Below are 22,999 nucleotides of genomic sequence, written 5' to 3' on the forward strand. Positions count from 1 at the left end.
GCAGATTACATCGTCGGCTGCACCATCAGCTGGCCGGCGGTGCCGCGATCGGCCATCTCCAGCGTCTGGCTGTAATACAGGAACGGGAAGTGTTCGGAGGTAGGTTGGTTGAAATACACCAGCAGCTCGACGTCGCCATCGACCCAGACGGTGTCCTTCCAGCCGCGATCTTCCGCCATCGGCTGCGCGCCGTTGACGCGTTTGATCAGGAACTGCACGCCCTGAATATGGAACGACTGCGGCGTATCCGCATGAATGTTCCAGCGTTCCCAGGTGCCTTGCTGCGCCTGCACGTCGATGCGGTTCATGTCCCAAATCGCGCCGTTGATGCCGACGCCGCCGTCGCCCAGGCGGAAATCGCGGGTGCGGCTGGCGCTGCCGTCCAACAGTTGATCCGCCAGCAGGCGCATCGGCAGGTTGTCGGTCACCAGCGGCAGCAGGCCGGTCGGGCGCAGCGTCAGCACCTGGGTGGACACCAGAATGCTCGACGGCTCGAACAGGCCGCGCAGGCGATCCATGATGCCCGCCGCTTCACCGGCGGTGATGGTCACCTCCTCGCCCTTCGACATGTCGATCAGCACTTCCCGGCGTTCGCCCGGCGCCAGCGACAGCTGCTGCACCGCGACCGGCGCGGGCAGGAAGCCCTGATCGCTGGCGATCACGTTGAATGGGCGCCCGTCGCTGAGCTGCAGGGTATAGCGGCGCGCGTTGGAGGCGTTGAGCAGGCGCAAACGCACCCAGCCGCGCGACACCTCTACATACGGATTTTGCACGCCGTTGACCAACAGCGTATCGCCGACGAAACCGCCCTGCGACGGCGCATCGTATTGCGGCGTGCCGAAGTTATCGAAGCGCTTGTCCTGAATGATCAGTGGGAAATCGTCGACGCCGTAGTGGTTGGGCAGCGGCAGCGCTTTGCTGACGGCATCCTCCACCAGCCACAGCCCGGCCAGCCCGTTGTAAACGTGCGGCGCCATGCGGTTCGGCGTATTGGCATGGTACCAACAGGTGGCCGCCGCCTGGCGAATAGGCAGCACCGGCGACCAGTCGACGTTGGGCGACATCATGCGCGGCGCGCCGCCCATCAGCGTGCCCGGCACCTGCAGACCGCTGACGGTCATCGCCACCGGCTCCTGCAGGCGGTTGCTGTAGATCAGTTTGACGTCGTCACCGCTGTAAACCCGCACCGTCGGCCCCAAATACATGCCGTTGATGCCCCACACCGCCGCCTTGCGGTTATCCATAAACGCCCAGTGGGCGCGCTGCAGGGTCAGGAACAGCGGCTGACCGCGGCGAGACTCCAGCAGTGGAGGAATGGGTAATGGGGTCTGCGTTCCGCTCGCCTCTGCCCTCAGCGGCACGGCGCTCGCGCACAGCGCCAGGCCCGATGCCTGTATAAACTGACGTCGACTGAGTGACATATTTTCTCCATGAAAAGCAATAACTAAACCGTGTGCAAAACCCAAACGCCCGCCAATCAAGATTAGCAGGCGCTCAGGCGTTAACGGCGCTGAACGCCAATTAAAAACGTATTCTTTGAAGCCGGTAGACTCTTATTTTTTGGCGGCGTTGCGCTGGGCGACTTCGGCGTCCAATTGGGCGATTTTCGCCTCCATCAGCTTGCGGCAATGCGCCGCCAGCTCGCGCACGTTTTCTTTGCCGTATTTGCTGGTATCCACCGGCGCCAACATCTCGACGATCACGTGACCGTTATTCCAGCGATTAAGATTTATATTACCGCTGGTGGTCGATACGCAGATCGGCACAATCGGCACGCCGGCGGCGATGGCCGCGTGGAACGCGCCGGTTTTAAACGGCATCAGCCCGCGACCGCGGCTGCGGGTCCCTTCCGGGAACATCCAGATCGAAATGTCTTTCTTTTTGAACTGCTCCGCCACCTGGGCGATGGTGCCGTGCGCCTTAGCGCGATTATCACGATCTATCAGCAGATTACCGGTCAGCCAATACAGCGGGCCGAAAAACGGGATCCACACCAGACTTTTTTTACCGACGGTCACGGTGCGTGGCTGCACGATATTGGCGGCCGTCACCATGTCGTAGTTATTTTGGTGGTTGGCGATATAGATGCAGTTGCCGTTGTTGGCCGCATCGGCCGGCACGCGGGTTTCAACCTTGATGCCGAACAGCGTCGACAGGCGGCCGAAAAGGTGGCCGAAGGTCGCCACATGGCGGGGATTGCGCGGGCTGAACAAGCAATAAACAGAACCGAAAATACACACCAGAATACAGAAAAGAGTGGCGAGAACGGCACGCAAAATCAATAACATAACAACCTCATTAGCACACTGCCAACGCAGTTTACTTCGCTGCGCAGATTCCTTTACTCATTATTTGCCGGCCAGGCGATAAGCACGCCGATGTCGCCTGCCTTTCTCGCTATTTTCCCGCCAGCCGGCAATACGCACAATAATTTTATGCGCAGAAATGTTAACTATTTGGAAAATAAACGCCAGTAAAAATAAATAAGGCGGCCACAGCATGCTGCGACCGCCCGTTAACGCTGGCGCCAACGCTTACTCTTCGCTGTCGCCGCCCGACGCCCGCATCGGCGCATCCACTTCGACGCGATCGATGCGCTGCAGGCCGCGCGGCAGCTGGGTGCCCTTGCGCCCGCGCTCGGCGCGGAATTTCTGCAAATCCTCCGGCCGCAGCGTCAGCTTGCGTTTGCCGACGTGCAGCGTGACGGACGCCTGCGGCGGCAGCACGAACAGCCAGGCCAGCTTGTCGTCACCGGCCGCCGCCTGGGCTGCCGGAATGGAGACGATCTTGTTGCCTTTGCCCTTCGACAGCTGCGGCAGATCGGCGACCGGGAACATCAGCATGCGCCCGGCGGCGGTGATCGACAGCAGCATGTCGTCTGCGCCGTGGATTTCCATCGGCGGCAGCGCCCTGGCGTTGTCCGGCAGCGTGATCATCACCTTGCCGGCGCGGTTGCGCGCCACCAAATCGTTGAAGGTGCAAACGAAGCCGTAACCGGCATCGGACGCCATCAGCAGCTTCTGATCGTCGGCCGCCATCAGCACTTGCTCAATGGTGGCGCCCGGCGGCGGCGTCAGCTTGCCGGTCAGCGGCTCGCCCTGCCCGCGCGCTGAAGGCAGCGTCATCGGATCGAGTGCATAGCTGCGCCCGGTGGAGTCGATGAATACCACCGGCTGGTTGCTCTTGCCGCGCGCCGCGCCGCGGAAGCTGTCGCCGGCCTTGTAGCTCAGGCCGGCCGGATCGATGTCGTGGCCCTTGGCGCTGCGCACCCAGCCCATTTCCGACAGCACGATGGTCACCGGCTCGGACGGCACGAAGTCGTGCTCGCTCATCGCCTTGGCCTCCGCACGCTCGGTCAGCGGCGAACGGCGATCGTCGCCGTAGGTCTGCGCATCGGCCTGGATCTCTTTCTTGATCAGCGTGTTCAGCTTGCGCTCGGACGCCAGCAGCGCCTGCAGCTGATCGCGCTCTTTCGCCAACTCATCCTGCTCACCGCGGATCTTGACCTCTTCCAGCTTGGCCAGGTGACGCAGTTTCAGCTCGAGGATCGCTTCCGCCTGGGTATCGGAGATGCCGAAACGCTGCATCAGCACCGGCTTCGGCTCATCCTCGCTGCGGATGATGTGGATCACCTCGTCGATATTGAGGAACGCCACCAGCAAACCTTCGAGGATATGCAGGCGTTTCAGCACTTTCTCGAGGCGGTAGTTCAGGCGGCGGCGCACCGTGTCGCGACGGTAGGCCAGCCATTCGGTGAGGATCTCCACCAGCCCTTTGACCTGCGGGCGGTTATCCAGACCGATCATGTTCATGTTGATGCGGTAGCTGCGTTCCAGATCGGTGGTGGCGAACAGGTGGTTCATCACCTGCTCCAGATCGATACGGTTGGAGCGCGGCACGATCACCAGGCGCGTCGGGTTTTCGTGGTCGGACTCATCGCGCAGATCTTCGACCATCGGCAGTTTCTTGGCGCGCATCTGGCTGGCGATCTGCTCCAGCACCTTGGCGCCGGACACCTGGTGCGGCAAGGCGGTGATCACCGCGCTGCCGTCTTCTTTCTTCCACACGGCGCGCATGCGCACCGAGCCGCGCCCGCTCTGGTAAATTTTGCGGATTTCGTCGCGCGGGGTGATGATCTCGGCTTCGGTCGGGAAGTCCGGCCCCTGCACGAATTCGAGCAGATCGTCGAGCGAGGCGCCCGGCTTGTCGAGCAGCGCCACCGCAGCGGCGGCGACTTCGCGCACGTTGTGCGGCGGAATGTCGGTCGCCATGCCGACGGCGATGCCGGTGGTGCCGTTCAGCAGGATGTTCGGCAGGCGCGCCGGCAACATCTTCGGCTCTTGCAGCGTGCCGTCAAAGTTCGGGATCCAGTCGACGGTGCCCTGCCCCAGCTCGGCTAGCAGCACTTCGGCGTATTTGGAGAGGCGCGATTCGGTATAACGCATCGCCGCAAACGACTTGGGATCGTCCGGCGCCCCCCAGTTACCCTGGCCGTCCACCAGCGGATAGCGATACGAGAACGGCTGCGCCATCAACACCATGGCTTCATAACACGCGCTGTCGCCGTGCGGGTGGTATTTACCCAGCACGTCGCCCACGGTGCGGGCGGATTTCTTGAATTTGGCGCTGTTGTTCAGCCCCAGCTCAGACATGGCGTAGATGATGCGGCGTTGTACCGGCTTCAAACCGTCGCCAATGTACGGCAACGCCCGATCCATGATGACGTACATGGAATAGTTCAGATAGGCGTTTTCAGTGAATGTGTGCAGCGGTAAACGCTCTACACCATCATGAGTCAGATCACTCATTACTCAATTATCCTCAGACCGTGGCTTGGCAATCCCTGGACGACAATAAGGCATCGCTTGTCGATTCTGCCCGCGATAGTAACCCATCTGCGGGGTGGCTGTCACAGTTGGCGCAAGGATCGCCGGCCGAAGGCGCTACCGCCGGGACGTTTAGGCAAAATTCCATCGCGATTGTTGATTAAGAATCAACACTGTTGTGTCTGTCGTCACGTTTTTACTTGCCTGGCCAGCGATTACACTCTCGTTCAGCAAGCTGTTTTTGCGCACCGCAGCGGAAAACGGCATCTATCTTAACTCTGACGGGAGACGCAAAAGATGAGCAATATCCTGATTATCAACGCTAAAAAGCAATTCGGCCATTCCAACGGCGAACTCAACCAAACCCTGAGCGACGTGGCGGAAAGCTTCCTGCGCGATCTGCAGCACGAGGTGCAGGTCACGGTGGTCGACGACGGCTATGACATTGAGGCCGAAGTGCAGAAATACCTGTGGGCCGACGCGGTCATCTATCAGATGCCGGGTTGGTGGATGGGCGAGCCGTGGATCCTGAAAAAATACATCGACGAAGTGTTCACCGCCGGCCACGGCAGCCTGTACGCCAGCGATGGCCGCACCCGCTCCGACGCCGGCAAGAAGTACGGCTCCGGCGGCCTGATTCAGGGCAAAAAATACCTGCTGAGCCTGACCTGGAACGCCCCGCTCGAAGCCTTCACCGATCCGAACCAGTTCTTCCACGGCGTCGGCGTCGACGGCGTTTACCTGCACTTCCACAAGGCCAACCAGTTCCTGGGGATGGAAGCCTTGCCGACCTTTATCTGCAATGACGTGATAAAACAACCGGATATCGAAACGGACATCGCACGTTATCGCGAGCATCTGGCGGGAATTTTTGCTTAACTGGCAGCGAAGGGCTTAACCAACGAGGTAATGATGATCACCGTAATCGCAGAAATCAAAGTCAAACCCGGCCACCGCGCCACCGTGTTACAAGCCATTGAAAAACTGGTGCCGCTGGTGCTGGCGGAAGAAGGCTGCGGCGAATACACGCCGATGGTAGACAGCCACACGCAGGCCCCCTGGCAGAAACTGTCGCCGGATTCGGTGTTTATGCTGGAAAAATGGCAAAGCCAGGCGCATCTGGAAAAACACCTGCAGATCGACCATATGCTCAAGCACCGCGAGACCATCAAGGACTACGTGCTGGGCACCGAGATCTACGTGCTGGAAAACGCGCTGTAATCCCTTCAGAGGCCCTCTGCGGCCTCTGGCGGCTCTCCCTCAAGGCGGGCGCTGACGTAGTCGAGAAAACAGGTGAGACGCGCCGCCAGCTGAGCGTCGTGGTAATACACCGCGTTGATCGGCTGGCGCACGTCCAGCGTCTCCCGCACCAGCAGCGGTACCAGCCGGCCCGCTTCCCGATCGCGGCGGGTCATGAAGTCCGCCAGCTGGACAATGCCCGCTCCGCGCAGCGCCAACTCACGCAGCGTCTCCCCGCTGGAGGCCGAGATCGTCGGTTCGATGGCGAAATGCCGCGCCTGCCGGTGACGCAGCGGCCACTGGTTCAGCGATTCCGGGTAGGTGAATCCCAACAGGCAATGGCGGTGCAGATCTTCCACGCCGCGCGGTTCGCCATGCCGTTGCAGGTAATCCGGGCTGGCGAGGATGCGCAACCGGCTGTGCCCCAGCAGGCGCGCATGGAGCGTGGAGTCACGCAGCGCGCCGATGCGGATCGCGATATCGGCGCGTTTCTCCAACAGGTCGATATTGCGATCGTCGGTGTCCAGCTCCAGCTCAATCTGCGGATAACGGCGGCGGAACTCCGCCACCATCGGCACCAGCACGTGCGCCATGAAAGGGGCGGCGGCGTTGACCCGCAGCCGACCGGCGGGCAGCTGGCGCCGCAGCGCCATCAGTTCTTCGGCCTGATCCACCGAACGCAGTATTTCGCGCGCAGGCGCCAGGAAGCTCTGCCCTTCTTCGGTCAGGCTCAGGCGACGCGTGGTGCGGCGCAAGAGCGTAGCGTCGAGTTTCGTTTCCAGGCGGCTGAGTGCGCGGCTGACGCCGGAGGTGGTTTGGCCGAGCCGATCGGCGGCGGCGGTGACCGAACCGCTGTCGACCACCGCAGTGAACGCCAGCAGCTCTTCGAGGGTGATCTTCACGCGGTTCGCCCCAGGTTGACGGGCGCCGCATGCAACGCCCTGCGGGAAAGCAGGCCCGGCGTTTCACCGGGCCAGGGTCAGGCTCAGACCGCCAATTCGGCCATGTCGCCCTTGTCTTGCAGCCAGTTGCGGCGATCTTCCGAACGCTTCTTGGCCAACAGCATGTCCATCACCGCCAGCGTCTGATCGACGTCATCCTCTGCCACCGTCAGTTGCACCAGACGGCGGGTGTTCGGATCGAGGGTGGTTTCGCGCAGCTGCAGCGGGTTCATCTCGCCCAGCCCTTTAAAGCGCTGTACGTTCGGCTTGCCCTTCTTGCGCTTCAGCTGTTCCAGCACGCCGGCTTTCTCTTCTTCATCCAGCGCGTAGAACACCTCTTTACCGAGATCGATACGGTACAGCGGCGGCATGGCGACATAGACGTGGCCGCCTTTCACCAGCGAGCGGAAGTGGCGCACGAACAGCGCGCACAGCAGCGTGGCGATGTGCAGGCCGTCGGAGTCCGCATCCGCCAGGATGCAGATTTTGCCGTAGCGCAGCTGGCTGAGATCTTCGCTGTCCGGATCGATGCCGATCGCCACGGAAATGTCGTGCACTTCCTGCGAGGCCAGCACTTCGTCCGAGGAGACTTCCCAGGTATTCAGGATCTTGCCCTTGAGCGGCATGATCGCCTGATATTCACGATCGCGCGCCTGCTTGGCCGATCCGCCCGCCGAGTCCCCTTCCACCAGGAACAATTCGGTCATGGCCAGATCCTGCGAGGTGCAGTCCGCCAGCTTGCCCGGCAGCGCCGGCCCGCTGGTCAGCTTTTTGCGCACCACTTTCTTGGCGGCGCGCAGGCGGCGCTGGGCGCTGGAGATCGCCAGCTCGGCCAGCTGTTCCGCCGCCTGAACGTTCTGGTTCAGCCACAGGCTGAAGGCGTCTTTCACCACGCCGGAAACGAAGGCCGCGCACTGGCGCGAGGAGAGACGCTCTTTGGTCTGCCCGGCGAACTGCGGATCCTGCATCTTCACCGACAGCACGTAGGCGCAGCGATCCCAGATATCCTCCGCCGACAGCTTCACGCCGCGCGGCAGAATATTGCGGAATTCGCAGAACTCGCGCATCGCGTCCAGCAGCCCCTGACGCAGGCCGTTGACGTGGGTGCCGCCCTGCATGGTCGGGATCAGGTTGACGTAGCTTTCGGTCAGCAGCTCGCCGCCTTCCGGCAGCCACAGCAGCGCCCAGTCCACCGCTTCGGTGTCCCCGGCGAAATTGCCGACGAACGGCGCTTCCGGCAGGGTGATCAGGCCGTTGACCGCTTCCATCAGGTAGTCGGTGAGGCCGTCCTGATAGCACCAGCGCTGTTCGGTGTTGTTCACCTTGTCGATGAAATAGATCTCGACGCCGGGGCACAGCACCGCTTTGGCTTTCAGCAGGTGAGTCAGGCGCGATACCGAGAAGCGCGGGCTGTCGAAGAACTGCTCGTCCGGCCAGAAGTGCACGCTGGTGCCGGTGTTGCGTTTGCCGCAGGTGCCGGTCACCGTCAGATCTTGCACCTTGTCGCCGTTTTCGAAGGCGATGCCGTAGACGTTGCCGTCGCGGCGCACGTTGACTTCCACCCGCTTCGACAGGGCGTTGACCACCGAGATCCCCACGCCGTGCAGGCCGCCGGAGAACTGGTAGTTTTTATTCGAGAATTTACCGCCGGCGTGCAGCCGGCACAGGATCAACTCAACCGCCGGCACGCCCTCTTCCGGGTGGATGTCCACCGGCATGCCGCGGCCGTCGTCGATCACTTCCAGCGACTGATCGGCGTGCAAAATCACGTCGATGCGCTTGGCGTGACCGGCCAACGCTTCGTCGACGCTGTTATCGATCACCTCTTGGCCGAGGTGGTTTGGGCGCGTCGTGTCGGTATACATGCCGGGACGACGGCGCACTGGTTCTAGACCGCTGAGTACTTCAATGGCATCAGCGTTATAGCTGGATTGAGTCATCGTTGATTATTTTTTCGTGGTTAAAGGGAGGTGCCGGAACGGTCCGTCAGACCGCGTTTAGCCCTAAAAAATCCACAATCTGGGGGAAGTAGTGCTCGAAACCGACGAAGGCGTGGTTTCCACCCGACTCCACCGTTTGCCGACACGCGGTGTAATACGCCACTGCCTGGCCGTAATCGAGAATTTCATCGCCCGTTTGCTGCAGCAGCCAGATTAAATCCGGCGACTCCAAGGGATCGATCTGCATCACTTTCAGATCGTAAACGTGCCGAGACTCTAACACATATTGCTGGCCGGTGTAGGGGTTCTCGTTGGCGCCGAGATAGTCGACCAGCAGCTCAAACGGCTTGACCGCCGGGTTGACCACCACCGCCGGCAGCGAAAAACACTGCGACAGCCAGGTGGCGTAATAGCCGCCCAGCGATGAACCGACCAGCCCGAGCGTTTGGCCGGCGCGCTCCAGCACCATATTCTCCAGCATTTCGGCGGCCTCCGCCGGAAAAGCCGGCAGCTGCGGCACCAGCATCTCGATATCGGGATGGTGCTCGGCCAGCCAAGCCTTGAAGGCCACCGCCTTGGCCGACTGCGGCGAACTGTTGAAACCGTGCAGGTAGAGCAGTGTCGAAGGCATCAGTATCCATCCGAGTCCATATCGGGGCGGAAATCGTCGTTTTCCAGGCGGAACACCTGCGTCTCGACGCGGCCGTCCGGCAGCAGATCGAGGTAGCGCCAGCCGGGGGAGACGTCGTCAATGGTGAAGTTCGTGCAGTGCGGCTTGAATTGCACGCAGGTGGACGGCGTCGCCAACAGGCGTCGGCCCTGCCATTCCAGATCCAGATCCTGGTGAATGTGCCCGCACACCACGGTATTCACTTTCGGATAACGCAGCAGGATCGCGCCCAGCATATGCGGGTTGCGCAGGCTGTGCTGATCGAGCCAGGTGCAGCCGGAAGGCAGCGGATGATGGTGCAGCAGCAACAGCGTATAGCGCTCGGGGTGAGCCTGCAGGCAGCGCTCCATCCACTCGAGCTGGTATTCGCTCAATTCGCCGTGCGGCACGCCGAACACCTGGCTGTCCAGCATCAGCACCTGCCAGCTGTCGCCCAGCAGCACCTGTTTGGAAGGCGCGATGCCGGCGGCGGCCAACGCATCGACCATCGCCGGTTGAAAATCATGGTTGCCCGGCAGCCACACGCAGGGAGCCGGCAATTGCGCGATGCCGGCGGCGAAGTGGCGGTAGGCCTCTTGCGAATGATCCTGCGCCAAATCTCCCGTGGCGACGATCAAATCGACGTCGCGGCGCTGCGCCTGGATGGCGTCCAGCACCGCGTGATAGCTGCGATAGGTATTGATGCCGAGCAACGTCTCGTGTTCGCCGGCAAAAAGGTGGGTATCTGTTATTTGTAGAATCCTGACCGCGGCCCCACTCGCCACGGGCAGTTTAAACAGGCTTTCCAAATGGTGTCCTTTGTTATTTCAGTCTGTCTAACAAACCGGAACCGCCATCGCTCCATGCGCCAAACAGTAGCGCAGCCAATCAGCAAGAAACTGGTTAATTTGATGCTTTTCGTCGCGTTGATGCAACTTTTTATTAGGATAATCATAACGCGCTTTAAAGCGATAGATCTGCTGACTGGAACACACTTCCGCAACCATGGCGTCATGGTACAGCCGCACCGTCATCGCGGGCAGGCTCCAGTAGCTGACCGCCGGAAAGATCTGCTCGATCTCCACCAGCGACGTGTAACGCGTGGACTCAACGATGGTCAAACGATAGCCGGCGCCGTTCACCTGATAAGTCACCGTTTCGCCCGCTTCGTCGTTGCGCGGCAGCAAGCGGCGCAATTGCGCGAAGTTGGTTTCGCACAATCTCATCATTTCGGGGAAATCAGGGGTATAGCGCTGTTTCATTAGTTGGCCCACTCTTTTCTCAACGATTCATGGTGCAACGCCAGCCATTGCAATGCAATCACTGATGCGGCGTTATCGATCGCGCCCTCCTCAACCCAGCGGTAAGCCTGCTCACGGCTGACCACGTGGACGCGGATATCTTCATGTTCTTCCGCCAGGCCGTGGATGCCCTCAGCGGTGCCGGCGTCCACCTCGCCGACCATGATCGACAGACGTTCGCTGGTGCCGCCGGGGCTGGCCAGGTAGCTCAGCACCGGCTTGCAGCGCCCGACCACCACGCCGGCCTCCTCCTGCGCTTCGCGGCGGCACACGTCCTCGACGCTTTCGCCGGTCTCGATCATACCCGCCACCATTTCCAGCAGCCAGGGCGAATGGCTGGTATCAACCGCGGCGATGCGCAGTTGTTCAATCAGCACAACCTCGTCGCGCACCGGATCGTAGGGCAGCAGCACCGCCGCATGGCCGCGTTCGAAAATTTCACGCGTGATTTCAGGGCTCATTTCGCCATTGAACAACCGATGGCGAAACCGGTATAAATTGAGTGAAAAAAAACCACGGTACAGCGTCTCGCGTGCAATAATTTCTACATCTTTTTTCTCGAAAGTAACGGGCGACGGCTGCGAACGGTTCATGCGCGAATTCTCCTGCTTGAGTATGCCGATAAAATAATCGGTTTTGATGACAGAAACAGCGGGACTCTCCGCCGCGGCTTTATGTTAGGCTGTTTTCCGCCGCCGGATGCGGCACGTTTGTGCGCTCGCAGGTAATAGCGGGAAACAATCCGGATTGTCAGCCATAATATCAGCTGCAGTCGACCCGGGCAGTACGCCAAGGTAAATGGGCGGTCTGAAAGGTAAAAGTTACGTGAGATGGCACATTCAGCCACCTGATGCGTACCCCAGACTCTGCTAGAATCGGCAACTATTTCGTCTATCGTCAGCGCTAACATAGCAATATTGCTGCACAACAAGGAATGCAAATGAAGAAACTGCTCCCCCTTCTTATCGGACTGAGCCTGGGCGGCTTCAGTGCAATGAGCCAGGCAGAGAACCTGCTGCAGGTCTACAAACAGGCCAGGGAAAGTAACCCGGATCTGCGCAAAAGTGCTGCTGACCGCGACGCCGCATTCGAAAAGATCAATGAAGCGCGCAGCCCGTTGCTGCCGCAGCTCGGTTTAACCGCAGGTTACGATTACACCAACGGTTATCGTGACAGCAATGGCGTTAACAGCAACGTGACCAGCGGTTCGTTGGCGCTGACGCAAACTATTTTCGACATGTCGAAATGGCGCCAGCTGACGCTGCAGGAAAAGACCGCCGGCATCTCCGACGTCACCTTCCAGACCGCTGAGCAGTCGCTGATTCTCAACACCGCCACCGCCTACTTCAACGTGCTGAAGGCGATCGACACGCTGTCCTATACCCAGGCGCAGAAAGATGCGGTATACCGCACGCTGGATCAAACCACCCAGCGCTTCAACGTGGGCCTGGTGGCGATCACCGACGTGCAGAACGCCCGCTCGAACTATGACACCGTGCTGGCGGCGGAAGTCTCCGCCCGCAACGATCTGGATAACGCGCTGGAAACGCTGCGCCAGGTGACCGGGGCCTTCTACCCGGAGCTGGCCTCGTTGAATACCGATCGCTTCAGTACCCAGCGCCCGGAAGCGGTGAACAACCTGCTGAAAGAAGCGGAAGCGCGCAACCTGAGCCTGCTGTCCGCCCGTCTGAGCCAGGATCTGGCGCGCGAGCAAATCCGCGCAGCCCAAACCGGCTATATGCCGACGATTGACGTCAGCGCGTCAACCGGCATCAGCAATACCAAATACAACGGCTCCAACACCGGCGGCGCGAATGCCGCACGCTACAGCGACTCCGATGCGGGCCAAAATAAGGTCGGCATCAGCTTCAACCTGCCGCTGTACAGCGGCGGCGCGACCAACTCGCAGGTCAAACAAGCGCAGTACGGCTTCGTCGGCGCCAGCGAGCAGTTGGAAAGCTCACACCGCAGCGTGGTGCAGACCGTGCGTTCGTCGTTCAACAACGTTAACGCCTCGATCAGCAGCATCAACGCCTACAAACAGGCGGTGATCTCCGCGCAAAGCTCCCTGGACGCGATGGAAGCCGGTTATCAGGTCGGTACCCGCACCATCGTCGACGTGCTGGACGCCACCACCACGCTGTATAACGCCAAACGTCAGCTGTCCGACGCGCGTTATACCTATCTGATCAACCAGCTGAACATCAAGTCGGCGCTCGGCACGCTGAACCAGAACGATTTGCTGCTGTTGAACGGCGCGTTGGGCAAACCGGTGTCGACCGCACCTGACGCCGTGGCGCCGCAGAATCGCGCGCAGGACGCCTATGCAGACGGCTATCAGGACAATGCGCCGATGCAGCAAACCGCGGCGCCGGTACCGGCGGCCACTCGCGCATCCGCGCCGGCCGTTACCACCAGCCAACCGGCTCGCAACAGCGGCAACCCATTCCGCAACTGATGCGCGCACATTGATAAACACGGGGTTCGGCCTGCGCCGCGCCCCGTTTTTTTTTGCCTCGATTTCACCACTTCTGCCCGCCGTCTCACAGCCGCCGCCACGTCAGGTGGTATCATCGTCACTCTCGTTTTCGCAGTCTGGATGAGGTTCGATGGACAACGATTCACGCTGGCAGCGGCTGATTAACGACGGCGAACTGCCGCCGCCGCTGCGCCCGGCACAGGCGGTTTACGCCTCCTGGCTGCGCTGCCGCAGCCTGATGCAGCCCGACGTCTGGCAAGCACCGCACCGCGCTCAGGGCGCCACCTTCGAATCGATTTGCCGCCGCAAGAACGATCTGCTGACGCTCGGCCAGGCGGCGCTGGAAGACGCCTGCGAGTACATGGAGCCACGTCGTTGTCTGTTGATGATCCTCGACGAGAGCGGCTGCATGCTGTGGCGCTGCGGCGACGCCCAAATCTGGGAACATTTACAGCAACTGGGGTTCGCCCCCGGCGCTTACTGGGCCGAAGGGCAGATCGGCACCAACGCCCCGGCGCTGGCGGCAACGGAAGGCCATCCGGTGCGGGTGAGCGGCGGGGAGCACGTGCGCCGGGCGCTGCACGGCTGGTCGTTCTGCGCTACGCCGGTCTACGACAACAGCGGCCGCCAGCGCGGTTCGATCGCGCTGGGCTGTCTGTTGGCCGACTGCGCCGCCGGCGATCTGTCGCTGACGCTGGCCATCGCCCGCGAAATCGGCAACTCGCTGAACGCCGACGGCCTGCTGGCGGAATCCAACCGCCATCTGAATCAGCTTTACGGCCTGCTGGACGGCGTAGACGACGGCGTCATGGCCTGGGATCACCGCGGCTATCTGCAATACATCAACCAGCGCGCCGCCGCCCTGCTGAAGCTGGACGAGCAGCAGAGCCAGGGCAAACCGCTGGCGCAGCTGCTGACGCTGCCCGCCCTGCTCAAGCGCGCTATCGCCGACCGGCAGCCGCTGCAACACGTCGAAGTCACCTTCGAAAGCCAGCGGCAGTTTATCGCCGCCTTGCTGACGCTCAAGCCGATTTTCGACGGCGATCGCTGCAGTTTCATCGCCCTGCTGCACCCGCTCGATCGGCTGCGCCAGTATGTCAGCAGCCAGTTGGGGCGCGTCAGCCACAGCTTCGAGCAAATGCCCTCCGCCTCGCTGGAGATGCGGCGGCTGATCCGTTACGGGCAGCAGGCGGCCAAGGGCCAGCATCCAATCCTGCTGCGCGGGGAGGAAGGGGTTGGCAAAGAGCGGCTCAGCCAGGCTATCCACAACGCCGGCGAACGCGCCGCCGGGCCGTATATCGCCCTCAACTGCCAGCTGCTGCCGCAGGCGCAGGGGCTGCGTGAACTGCTGGGCAGCGACGCCAACGAAGAAGAGGCGGGCCAGCTGAGTAAATTCGAATTGGCCAACGGCGGCACGCTGTACCTCGAACAGATCGAATACCTGCCGGCGGAGATGCAGTCGGCATTGCTGCAGGTGCTGAAAACCGGCGTGGTGATCCGCCTCAATTCCAGCCGGGTGATCCCGGTCGATGTCCGAGTCATCGCCGGCAGCGCCGCCGATCTGCCGCTGCTGGTGCAGCAAAACCGCTTCCGCCGCCAGCTGTTTTACAGCCTGCAGGCGTTCGAGATCCAGATCCCGCCGCTGCGCCAGCGGCTGAGCGATATTCCGCTGCTGGTCAAACACCATCTGCGCACGCTGGAGCAGCATTTTCAGTGTCGCTTTCGGGTGGATGACGAAGTGATGGCCCAGCTGGCGCTCTACCTGTGGCCGGGCAACGATTTGGAACTGAAAGGGGTGGTGGAGCGCGCGGCAATGATCTGCCACGGCCACCACATCCAATTGGCGGATCTGCCGGCGCACCTGCTCGGCCAGCCGTCGCTGCTGGAAAGCGATCCGCAGCCCGGCGCGCCGCTGCTGACGCTGACGGACATGGAGCGCCAGGCGATCCTGCGCGCGGCGACCGTCAGCCGCGGCCAGCTGACGGAAATGGCGCAGCTGCTGGGCATCGGCCGCACCACCCTGTGGCGGAAGATCAAACAGCACGGGATCGACATCCGCCAGTTCAAGCTGCGCGCCTGAACGCCTAGTGGCTGAGCTGCAGTACCCCGCGCGCGGCGTCCAGCATCGCCTTCTGCCCGCTGCGGGTTTTGCTCAGGCAATCCTGCATGCCGACCACCATCGGCATGCCCATCGCCTTCGCCAGAATGGCGCTGTGCGACAGGGCATTGCCGCCGCTCAGGCAGATGCCGAGCACCAGCCGCCTGTCGAGCATCACCACCTCCGAAGGCATCAGTTCGTCCATCACCAGTATCGACGGCTCTGCCAGCGCAATCGTCGGTAACGGCAGCCCCTGCAGATGGCACAGCGTGCGGCGCAGCATGTCGCGCACGTCCAGTTCGCGCGCCCGCATATAGTCGTCATCCAGCTCGCGGTACTCTTCGGCGATCGCCTCCAGCACCTGTCGCCAGGCCTGCTCGGCGTTGCACAACTGCTGCGCGATGCGGGTGTACGCCGCCTGCTGCAGATCCGGATCGTCCAGCAGCATGCTGTGGGCGCCGAAGATCGCCGCCTGCGGCTTGCCGATCAGCGTGCCGGTGCGCTCTGCCAGCCGGTTCAGATCGCTCAGCGTGCGCTGTAGCGCCTCACGCAGGCGTTGCTGTTCGCCCAACACCTCGTCCGCGCCGATTCGTCGATCGACGGTTGGCGGCCAGAAGCTGTGGGCCTGGAACACCGGCCCGCTGGTGACGCTTTCCGCCACCGGAATGCCATGCAGCGAAGGCTGCCGCCGCTCGGAAACCGTCTCGCCGAAATGCTGTTCCGCCAGCGCTTTAAACGCCGCCAGCGCTTCGTCCGCCTGCGCGCCGTCGGCGATCAGGCGAATGGTGTCGCCGTGGCGCACCTGCAGCAGCGCCAGCTGATTGAGGCTGCGCGGATCGATGCACTGCCCCTGCTTTTCCAGCACCAGCTCGGCCTTGAACGGCGCCAGCGCCTCAACCAACCGCGCCGCCGGGCGCGCATGCAGCCCGTGCGGGTTCTGCACCGTCCAGGTTGCGCTTTTGCCCTGCGCCAGCGGCAAGGCCGCGCTTTTTGCGGCCGGCGAGCCTTCGCCCAGCTGCGCCTGTTTGGCCTGCAGCGCGCCCTGCGCCTCCGCCACCACCTGCTCCAGCGCGGCACCAGAGTTGGCGGCCACCACCGCCGCCAGCGTGCCTTCGACCAGCGGCGCCGCACACAGCCGCACGTTGGCGGCCAAATCCGGGTCCAGCAGATCGAGCGCGGTTTCGGCGCTGAGCAGCGCGCTGCCCAGATCCATCAGCACCAGAACGCCGTCGCCGTCGGCGACCGCTTCGATCGCCTCCATCACTTTGACGGCGTCCGTGCCGATCGGGTGCTGCTCGTCATCCACGCCCGCCGCCAGCGCCAGTTTGCAGCCGTCGCCGCGCATCATCTGCCGCGCCAGTTGCTCAACGCCGCGCGCCAGCAACGCGCTGTGCGAAACCACCACGATATTAATCATCTCGCCTCCTGCTAGCTGCCGGCGACCTCGGCCAGCGTTTTCATCATCAACATCACCGAAGTGGCGCCGGGATCCTGGTGGCCGATGCTGCGCTCGCCCAGGTAACTGGCCCGCCCCTTGCGCGCCTGCATGGTAATGGTGCTCTCCACCGCCCGCTCGGCGCTGTCGGCGGCGCGCTGCAGCGCCTCCGCCACGCTCAGGTTCTGCTGTGCGGACTGCCCGAGGCTTTCCACTACCGGCCACCAGACGTCGCACATGGTCTTGTCGCCCGGCTCCGCCTTACCGCGCATCACCACGCCTTCAACCCCCTCTTGCATCATTTGATGCAGCTCCGCCAGATCCAGGCTTTGCTTGGCGTTCGCCGCCTGCGCCGCGCGGATGAAGAAGGTGCCGAACAGCGGACCGCTGGCGCCGCCCACGCTCGACAGCAGCGTCATGCCGGTGTTTTTCAGGATAAAGCCGATGTCCTTGTCCGCCACCGACGGCAACTTTTCCACCACCTTGTTGAAACCGCGATTCATGTTCAAACCGTGGTCGGCATCGCCGATCTCGGTGTCCAGCCGGGTCAGAAAATCGCGCTCCCGGCTGAACACCTCGCCGCAACGCATCAGCCAATCGACAACCTGTTGTTTGGTCAACGCCATGATTCCTCCTCAGCAACCCCAACGCAGCGCAGGCGTTTTCACCGGCGCATCCCACAAGGACAACAGCTCGTCGTCCACGTTCAACAGCGTGATGGACACGCCCTGCATATCGAGCGAAGTGCAGTAAGAGCCCACCAGATTGCGCTCAATGATGATGCCCGCCTCGGCGCAGCGCTCCGCCAGCCGATGGTATACGCCGTACAGCTCAGACAGCGGCGTGGCGCCCAGGTTGTTGACCAGCGCGATCGCCCGATCGCCGCGCGTCAGCGGCTGCTTGGTCTGCATCTCGTCGCGCCACTCGCCCTGCTGACGATCCCAGACGCGGATCGTGCGCTGATAGTGGCCGTGGTCGATCAGCGTATGGAACATGTCGTCCACCGCCGCGTTGAGCGTGGTGAACGAGCGGCGCGCAATGCCCGGCTCGCCGTGAATGCCGACGCCGAACTCCATTTCGTTCTCCGCCAGGGTGAACGACGGCTTGCCGGCGGCCGGCACGGTGCAAGCGCCCAGCGCGATGCCGATCGAATGCCCGTGGTTATTGATGCGATGCCCTAACGTCACCACGCTGTCCAGATCGTCGCCGCGCGCCGCGGCGGCGCCCAGCAGTTTCTCCATCAGCACGGTGTTCGCCACCCCGCGCCGCCCGGCGGTAAACAGGCTGTCTTTGACCGCCACGTCGTCATCCACCAGCACCGTCGCCACCGCGACGCCGCTGTCGTGCAGCAGCTCGGTGGCGGTTTCGAAGTTGAGCACGTCGCCGGTGTAGTTCTTGATCAGCATCAGCACCCCGGCGCCGCCGTCGATCGCCTGGCCGCACTCGTACATTTTATCCGGCGTCGGCGAGGTGAAAATCTCGCCCGGGCAGGCGCCGTCGAGCATCCCTTCGCCGACGAAACCGCAGTGCATCGGCTCGTGGCCGCTACCGCCGCCGGACAGGATCGCCACCTTGCCCGCCACCGGCGCGTCGGCGCGGGTCACGAACAGCGGATCCGCGTGCACCAGCAGCTCGGGATGGGCCTCCGCCAGCCCCTGCAACTGCTCTTCCAACACCGACTCGACCTGATTAATCAGTTTTTTCACGATGGTTTCCTCTGTAAGAACAGGGGCGCGGCGCACCGCGCCCCAACGATATCAATGATGCTGCAGCCAGGCGGCGCCCAGCCGATCCGCCGTCAGGATCGCCGCCTGCACGCCCGCGGGAGTAACCTTGAACGGCATGTTGTGAATGGTTTCGCCGGCGGCGCAGCTGGCTTCGGCCACCGCCATCATCTTCGCCGCCGCATCGCCGGTGACGCCCATCTGCGCCAGCGTGATCGGCAGGCCGATGCCATGACAAAACGCCAGCACGGTTTCAATCTGCGCCATCGGGCTGTTCTGCAGCACCAGCTGCGCCAGGGTGCCGAACGCCACTTTCTCGCCGTGATACAGGTGGTGGCACTCCTCCAGCACGGTAAAACCGTTGTGAATGGCGTGCGCCGCCGCCAGCCCACTGCTCTCGAAGCCGATGCCGCTCAGATAGGTATTGGCCTCAATGATGCGTTCCACCGCTTCCGTCACCACGCCGGCCTCGACCGCCAGTTTGGCTTTCACCCCTTCCGCCAGCAGCGTGTCGTAGCACAGCCGCGCCAGGCTGAGCGCCGCCAGCGTCGATTTGCCGCCGGCCATGCTGGTGGCCTGGGCGTCGAAGCAGGCCTGCGCCTCGAAATAGGTGGAAAGCGCGTCGCCCATGCCGGCCACCAGCAGACGCACCGGCGCTTTGGCGATGATGGCGCTGTCCATCACCACCATGTCCGGGTTGCGCGGGTAAATCAGGTACTCGGCGAATTCGCCCTGTTCGGTGTAGAGAACCGACAGCGCGCTGGTCGGCGCATCGGTGGAGGCGATGGTGGGAATGAGCACCACCGGCAGCTGTTGGTAGTGCGCCACGGCCTTGGCGGTGTCGAGCGTCTTGCCGCCGCCGACGCCGATCACGCCGCGGCAGCCGTGAGCCTGCAACTCATGGCCGAGCCGGTCTATCTCCTTGCGGCAGCATTCGCCGTTGAAGCGGGCCGCATGATGTTTCACGCCGTGCTGCTGCAGGCTGCCCATCAGGGTGTCGCCCGCCAGCTGCATCACGAAGTCGTCGGCGATCACCAGATAGTGATCGGCGAGGGATTTGGCGTGTTCGCCGACGGCGGCCAGCGCATTGGCGCCCTGAATGTATTTGCCTGGTGACTGGATGATTCTCAACATAACCGGATCCTTGTAGGGAGTTGGCGATGGTAACGTTCAGATATCAGGTGATGACGCGCCGACTTCGCCGCCGGCTTGTTGTTGTGCTTCGACTATGAGCGCCCGCCGCCCGCCTGGCGAGCCTCGCGATTTTTGTTCCATTATGGAACATCATCATAGCGACAACGTTTCATGATGAAACGCCAACGCGCGTTTTTTCGCCGCGAAAGCGAACTGGCGCACACCCCAACGTATAACTGCGTAAAGAGTCGATTCTGCGGGCGTTTCAGCTTTAATTTTGACCATGTTTCCCCTATCCTTAGCGCCACTACTGGGAAAGGGCGAAAACAGCCCGCATGATGGGATTGATAACGATGAAACGGACAAAAAACATCAACCAAGAGACGTTCCGCAAATCCTGGCGCAGCTACCGTGTCGCGCCCGTGGCTTTGGCGATCAGCGCCGTCTTTATGCTGGCCGGCTGCGAGAAGAGCGATGAAACGGTCTCCCTGTATCAGAATGCCGATGACTGTTCGCGCGCCAATCCTTCGATGAGCGAGCAGTGCACCACCTCCTACAACAACGCCCTGCAAGAAGCGGCGAAAACCGCGCCGAAATACGCCACCCGCGAAGACTGCGTCGCCGAGTTCGGCGAAGCGCAGTGCACCCAGGCGCCGGCACAGGCCGGCATGGCGGCGGAATCGCAAAGCAGCGGCAGCTTCTGGATGCCGCTGATGGCGGGCTACATGATGGGCCGCCTGATGGGCGGTTCCGGCTTCGCGCAGCAGCCGCTGTTCACCTCCAAGAACGCCGCCAGCCCGGCGAACGGCAAGTTTGTCGACGCCAGCGGCAAGAGCTATGGCCCGGCCACCGCCGGCGGCCGCACCATGACGGTGCCGAAAACCGCCATGGCGCCGAAGCCTGCGGTCACCAACACCGTGACCCGCGGCGGTTTCGGCGAGACCGTAGCCAAGCAGACCAGCATGCAGCGCAGTAGCGCCACCTCCAACTCCGGCTCCCGCAGCATGGGCGGTTGATGCATGAAACGTATTGCTATTACCGAGCGCCCGGACTGGCGTGAAAAAGCGACCGAGTTCGGTTTCCGTTTCCACACCATGTACGGCGAGCCGTACTGGTGTGAAGACGCCTATTACCAGTTCACGCTGGCGCAGATTGAAGAGATCGAAAGCGCCACCGCCGAGCTGCACCAGATGTGTCTGCAGGTGGTGGAAAAAGTGGTCGGCAGCGACGAGCTGATGGCCAAGTTCTGCATCCCGAAACACACTTGGGAGTTCGTGCGCAGTTCGTGGCGCACCAATCAGCCGTCGCTGTATTCGCGTCTCGATCTGGCCTACGACGGCGTTAACCCGCCGAAGCTGCTGGAGAACAACGCCGATACGCCAACCTCGCTGTATGAGGCGGCCTTCTTCCAGTGGCTGTGGCTGGAAGACCAGATCAACGCCGGCAAGTTGGATCCGGAATCGGATCAGTACAACAGCCTGCAGGAGAAGCTGATCGAGCGTTTCGCCGAACTGAAAGCGCATCATGGCTTCGGCCTGTTGCACCTGGCGTGCTGCCAGGACAGCGAAGAAGATCGCGGCACGGTGCAATATCTGCAGGACTGCGCGCAGGAAGCCGGTCTGCCGACCGAGTTCCTGTTCATGGAAGAGATTGGCCTCGGCGAGAAAGGCCAGTTTACCGATCTGCAGGATCAGGTGATCGGCAACCTGTTCAAGCTCTACCCGTGGGAATTCATGCTGCGCGAGATGTTCTCCACCAAGCTGGAAGACGCCGGCGTGCGCTGGCTGGAGCCGGCCTGGAAGAGCATCATCTCCAACAAAGCGCTGCTGCCGCTGCTGTGGGAAATGTTCCCGAACCACCCGAATCTGTTGCCGGCTTATTTCGCGCAAGACGAGCATCCGGCGATGGACCATTACGTCACCAAGCCGCTGTTCTCACGCGAAGGCGCGAACATTCAGATCGTCGAAAACGGTCAGGAAGTGGCGCGCGTCGATGGGCCGTACGGTGAAGAAGGCATGATCGTGCAGCAGTTCCATCCGCTGCCGAAGTTCGAAGACAGCTACACGCTGATCGGCAGTTGGCTGGTGAATGATCAACCTTGCGGCATCGGCCTGCGCGAAGATCGCGAACTGATCACGCAGGATCTGTCGCGCTTCTATCCGCACACCATCCTCGGCTGATAGCCCCGCCGAGACCAAAACGCCAGTCTCTGACTGGCGTTTTTCTTTAGCCCACCTGCACCGACAGCATGCTCAGCGCTCCCATTTCGATACCGTCGATCGGCACGCTGATGGCCTCTTTTCCATCCCAACCGCCAAGCACGTACAGCAACGGCAGATAGTGTTCCGGCGTCGGATTCGACAGCGCCGCGCCTTCGTGGCGCATGAAATCCACCAGCGGATGGTTATCGCCCCGATAACGCAGGTTATCCCGGACAAAGTTATTGAACGATTCCGCCCACGGGTAGGCGCTGGTGTCGCCCTGCCATTTCACCATGCGCAGGTTGTGCACCACGTTGCCGCTGGCGACAATCATCACCCCCTCATCGCGCAGCGCCGCCAGTTTGCGCCCCAGCTCATAGTGATAGGCCGCCGGCTGCGTGCCGTCGACGCTGAGCTGCACCACCGGGATGTCAGCATTGGGGTACATCTTGATCAACACGCCCCAGGTTCCGTGATCCAACCCCCACTCGCCGAGATCGGCCGTCACCGGCACCGGCGCCAGCATTTGCTGCAGCTGCGCAGCCAGCGCGGGAGAGCCCGGCGCCGGATAACGGGTATCAAACAGCGCCTGTGGGAACCCGCCGAAGTCGTGAATGGTTTTGGGGTTTTCCATCGCGGTAACCGCAGTGCCGCGGGTATACCAATGCGCGGAAACCGCCACGATCGCCTTCGGGCGCGGCAATGACTCACCCAACGCACGCCATGCCCGGGTGTAGCGGTTGTCTTCCAGCACGTTCATCGGGCTACCGTGGCCAAGAAACAGTGCCGGCATACGAGAGGTGTTCATAGGGAGATCCTTAGTTCAAATTGTGCTATGCCGCTACATTACGCGCTTTGCCGCGCCAACACAGCCGGATAACCGTGATGAAGATATTCAATAAATTTGAATTAAAAGCGGAGGAATGCGCCGGCAGACAGAAAGATAAAAAATTAATATATTTCAATAGATTAATAAGATCAGTGAATGCCATGACATTACTGCCACACAGATCTAATTTGTGAATAATTTAT

The 22,999-nt window shown here is 61.9% G+C and carries 20 protein-coding genes; 6 read left to right on the top strand and 14 right to left on the bottom strand.

The genetic code is table 11. The features are described from left to right. Nucleotides 1-5: 5 nt before the first annotated feature. From ftsP to parC, 3 genes are all read right to left on the bottom strand, one after another. Nucleotides 6-1,421, bottom strand: a complete 1,416-nt coding sequence (gene ftsP, locus ACJ8HB_RS23500) for a cell division protein FtsP (protein ID WP_039569305.1) — start codon at nt 1,419-1,421, stop codon at nt 6-8. A 132-nt stretch (nt 1,422-1,553) separates the two neighbouring features. Next, complete coding sequence (locus tag ACJ8HB_RS23505; RefSeq protein ID WP_060422915.1) at nt 1,554-2,288, bottom strand: 1-acylglycerol-3-phosphate O-acyltransferase; 735 nt, start codon at nt 2,286-2,288, stop codon at nt 1,554-1,556. A gap of 246 nt (nt 2,289-2,534) precedes the next feature. Beyond that, entirely contained in the window at nt 2,535-4,808 is a 2,274-nt protein-coding gene (gene parC / locus ACJ8HB_RS23510) for a DNA topoisomerase IV subunit A (RefSeq protein ID WP_039569308.1), read from the bottom strand. Nucleotides 4,809-5,123: 315 nt separating this feature from the next. Here parC and ACJ8HB_RS23515 point away from each other — a divergent pair, with 315 nt between their 5' ends. After that, nucleotides 5,124-5,705 carry an NAD(P)H-dependent oxidoreductase gene (locus ACJ8HB_RS23515; protein WP_033636059.1) on the top strand — a complete coding sequence of 194 codons (582 nt, stop codon included), beginning with the start codon at nt 5,124-5,126 and terminating at the stop codon, nt 5,703-5,705. A gap of 33 nt (nt 5,706-5,738) precedes the next feature. Next, the gene (locus tag ACJ8HB_RS23520) at nt 5,739-6,047 is read left to right on the top strand and encodes a putative quinol monooxygenase (RefSeq protein ID WP_033638602.1); all 309 of its coding nucleotides are present in this window, start codon (nt 5,739-5,741) and stop codon (nt 6,045-6,047) included. Nucleotides 6,048-6,052: 5 nt separating this feature from the next. Here the strand turns inward: ACJ8HB_RS23520 and ACJ8HB_RS23525 are convergent, their stop codons facing one another. The 6 genes from ACJ8HB_RS23525 to nudF all read right to left on the bottom strand — a co-directional run bounded on the left by ACJ8HB_RS23525 (nt 6,053) and on the right by nudF (nt 11,489). Continuing rightward, nucleotides 6,053-6,967, bottom strand: a complete 915-nt coding sequence (locus tag ACJ8HB_RS23525) for a LysR substrate-binding domain-containing protein (RefSeq protein WP_047570479.1) — start codon at nt 6,965-6,967, stop codon at nt 6,053-6,055. Nucleotides 6,968-7,050: 83 nt separating this feature from the next. Further along, a complete protein-coding gene (gene parE / locus ACJ8HB_RS23530; RefSeq protein ID WP_025304305.1) occupies nt 7,051-8,946 on the bottom strand; it encodes a DNA topoisomerase IV subunit B in 1,896 nt (631 codons plus the stop codon). Between the two features lie 46 nt (nt 8,947-8,992). Further along, nucleotides 8,993-9,577: an esterase YqiA gene (gene yqiA, locus ACJ8HB_RS23535; protein WP_025304306.1), complete on the bottom strand. Its 585-nt coding sequence runs from the start codon at nt 9,575-9,577 to the stop codon at nt 8,993-8,995. After that, the gene (gene cpdA, locus ACJ8HB_RS23540) at nt 9,577-10,404 is read right to left on the bottom strand and encodes a 3',5'-cyclic-AMP phosphodiesterase (RefSeq protein ID WP_033636061.1); all 828 of its coding nucleotides are present in this window, start codon (nt 10,402-10,404) and stop codon (nt 9,577-9,579) included. Before cpdA ends, yqiA begins: the two co-directional genes overlap by 1 nt. A 27-nt stretch (nt 10,405-10,431) precedes the next feature. Next, nucleotides 10,432-10,857 (bottom strand): DUF1249 family protein, encoded by a 426-nt coding sequence (locus tag ACJ8HB_RS23545; RefSeq protein WP_004937244.1) that lies wholly within the window; start codon nt 10,855-10,857, stop codon nt 10,432-10,434. After that, the gene (gene nudF, locus ACJ8HB_RS23550) at nt 10,857-11,489 is read right to left on the bottom strand and encodes an ADP-ribose diphosphatase (RefSeq protein ID WP_033649068.1); all 633 of its coding nucleotides are present in this window, start codon (nt 11,487-11,489) and stop codon (nt 10,857-10,859) included. The genes ACJ8HB_RS23545 and nudF overlap by 1 nt, the downstream gene beginning before the upstream one ends. A 347-nt stretch (nt 11,490-11,836) precedes the next feature. On the opposite strand from nudF, the gene hasF reads away from it, so the two are divergent. Both hasF and dhaR read left to right on the top strand, forming a co-directional pair. Beyond that, on the top strand, nt 11,837-13,354 hold the full coding sequence (gene hasF, locus ACJ8HB_RS23555; RefSeq protein ID WP_033654823.1) for a multidrug efflux transporter outer membrane subunit HasF: 1,518 nt from the start codon (nt 11,837-11,839) through the stop codon (nt 13,352-13,354). 151 nt (nt 13,355-13,505) lie between these two features. Then, nucleotides 13,506-15,455 carry a dihydroxyacetone kinase operon transcriptional regulator DhaR gene (dhaR, locus tag ACJ8HB_RS23560; protein WP_047570476.1) on the top strand — a complete coding sequence of 650 codons (1,950 nt, stop codon included), beginning with the start codon at nt 13,506-13,508 and terminating at the stop codon, nt 15,453-15,455. Nucleotides 15,456-15,459: 4 nt separating this feature from the next. Here dhaR and dhaM read toward each other — a convergent pair whose 3' ends face one another. Genes dhaM through ACJ8HB_RS23580 form a run of 4 tightly spaced genes read right to left on the bottom strand, consistent with a single transcriptional unit; the run spans nt 15,460 to nt 19,766 of the window. Continuing rightward, entirely contained in the window at nt 15,460-16,890 is a 1,431-nt protein-coding gene (gene dhaM, locus ACJ8HB_RS23565) for a dihydroxyacetone kinase phosphoryl donor subunit DhaM (protein ID WP_047570474.1), read from the bottom strand. 11 nt (nt 16,891-16,901) lie between these two features. Further along, nucleotides 16,902-17,534 (bottom strand): dihydroxyacetone kinase subunit DhaL, encoded by a 633-nt coding sequence (gene dhaL, locus ACJ8HB_RS23570; RefSeq protein WP_033636066.1) that lies wholly within the window; start codon nt 17,532-17,534, stop codon nt 16,902-16,904. 9 nt (nt 17,535-17,543) lie between these two features. Further along, on the bottom strand, nt 17,544-18,614 hold the full coding sequence (gene dhaK, locus ACJ8HB_RS23575) for a dihydroxyacetone kinase subunit DhaK (RefSeq protein WP_047570472.1): 1,071 nt from the start codon (nt 18,612-18,614) through the stop codon (nt 17,544-17,546). A gap of 51 nt (nt 18,615-18,665) precedes the next feature. Then, the gene (locus tag ACJ8HB_RS23580) at nt 18,666-19,766 is read right to left on the bottom strand and encodes a glycerol dehydrogenase (RefSeq protein WP_047570470.1); all 1,101 of its coding nucleotides are present in this window, start codon (nt 19,764-19,766) and stop codon (nt 18,666-18,668) included. Between the two features lie 353 nt (nt 19,767-20,119). On the opposite strand from ACJ8HB_RS23580, the gene ACJ8HB_RS23585 reads away from it, so the two are divergent. Together ACJ8HB_RS23585 and ACJ8HB_RS23590 are read left to right on the top strand one after the other, a co-directional pair. Continuing rightward, nucleotides 20,120-20,782, top strand: a complete 663-nt coding sequence (locus ACJ8HB_RS23585; protein ID WP_025304315.1) for a DUF1190 family protein — start codon at nt 20,120-20,122, stop codon at nt 20,780-20,782. Nucleotides 20,783-20,785: 3 nt separating this feature from the next. Then, a complete protein-coding gene (locus ACJ8HB_RS23590; RefSeq protein WP_094860193.1) occupies nt 20,786-21,946 on the top strand; it encodes a glutathionylspermidine synthase family protein in 1,161 nt (386 codons plus the stop codon). Nucleotides 21,947-21,992: 46 nt separating this feature from the next. On the opposite strand, the gene ygiD is transcribed toward ACJ8HB_RS23590, so the two are convergent. After that, complete coding sequence (ygiD, locus tag ACJ8HB_RS23595; RefSeq protein ID WP_164146177.1) at nt 21,993-22,775, bottom strand: 4,5-DOPA dioxygenase extradiol; 783 nt, start codon at nt 22,773-22,775, stop codon at nt 21,993-21,995. Nucleotides 22,776-22,999 lie beyond the last annotated feature (224 nt).

This window comes from Serratia sp. CY27727 (genome assembly GCF_052169275.1).
Lineage (GTDB): Bacteria > Pseudomonadota > Gammaproteobacteria > Enterobacterales > Enterobacteriaceae > Serratia > Serratia sarumanii.

Coding starts and splice junctions, on each gene's coding strand:
- ftsP (WP_039569305.1), bottom strand. CDS start 1,421: ATGTCACTCAGTCGACGTCAGTTTATACAGGCATCGGGCCTGGCGCTG.
- ACJ8HB_RS23505 (WP_060422915.1), bottom strand. CDS start 2,288: ATGTTATTGATTTTGCGTGCCGTTCTCGCCACTCTTTTCTGTATTCTG.
- parC (WP_039569308.1), bottom strand. CDS start 4,808: ATGAGTGATCTGACTCATGATGGTGTAGAGCGTTTACCGCTGCACACA.
- ACJ8HB_RS23515 (WP_033636059.1), top strand. CDS start 5,124: ATGAGCAATATCCTGATTATCAACGCTAAAAAGCAATTCGGCCATTCC.
- ACJ8HB_RS23520 (WP_033638602.1), top strand. CDS start 5,739: ATGATCACCGTAATCGCAGAAATCAAAGTCAAACCCGGCCACCGCGCC.
- parE (WP_025304305.1), bottom strand. CDS start 8,946: ATGACTCAATCCAGCTATAACGCTGATGCCATTGAAGTACTCAGCGGT.
- yqiA (WP_025304306.1), bottom strand. CDS start 9,577: ATGCCTTCGACACTGCTCTACCTGCACGGTTTCAACAGTTCGCCGCAG.
- ACJ8HB_RS23545 (WP_004937244.1), bottom strand. CDS start 10,857: ATGAAACAGCGCTATACCCCTGATTTCCCCGAAATGATGAGATTGTGC.
- nudF (WP_033649068.1), bottom strand. CDS start 11,489: ATGAACCGTTCGCAGCCGTCGCCCGTTACTTTCGAGAAAAAAGATGTA.
- hasF (WP_033654823.1), top strand. CDS start 11,837: ATGAAGAAACTGCTCCCCCTTCTTATCGGACTGAGCCTGGGCGGCTTC.
- dhaR (WP_047570476.1), top strand. CDS start 13,506: ATGGACAACGATTCACGCTGGCAGCGGCTGATTAACGACGGCGAACTG.
- dhaM (WP_047570474.1), bottom strand. CDS start 16,890: ATGATTAATATCGTGGTGGTTTCGCACAGCGCGTTGCTGGCGCGCGGC.
- dhaL (WP_033636066.1), bottom strand. CDS start 17,534: ATGGCGTTGACCAAACAACAGGTTGTCGATTGGCTGATGCGTTGCGGC.
- ACJ8HB_RS23580 (WP_047570470.1), bottom strand. CDS start 19,766: ATGTTGAGAATCATCCAGTCACCAGGCAAATACATTCAGGGCGCCAAT.
- ACJ8HB_RS23585 (WP_025304315.1), top strand. CDS start 20,120: ATGAAACGGACAAAAAACATCAACCAAGAGACGTTCCGCAAATCCTGG.
- ACJ8HB_RS23590 (WP_094860193.1), top strand. CDS start 20,786: ATGAAACGTATTGCTATTACCGAGCGCCCGGACTGGCGTGAAAAAGCG.
- ygiD (WP_164146177.1), bottom strand. CDS start 22,775: ATGAACACCTCTCGTATGCCGGCACTGTTTCTTGGCCACGGTAGCCCG.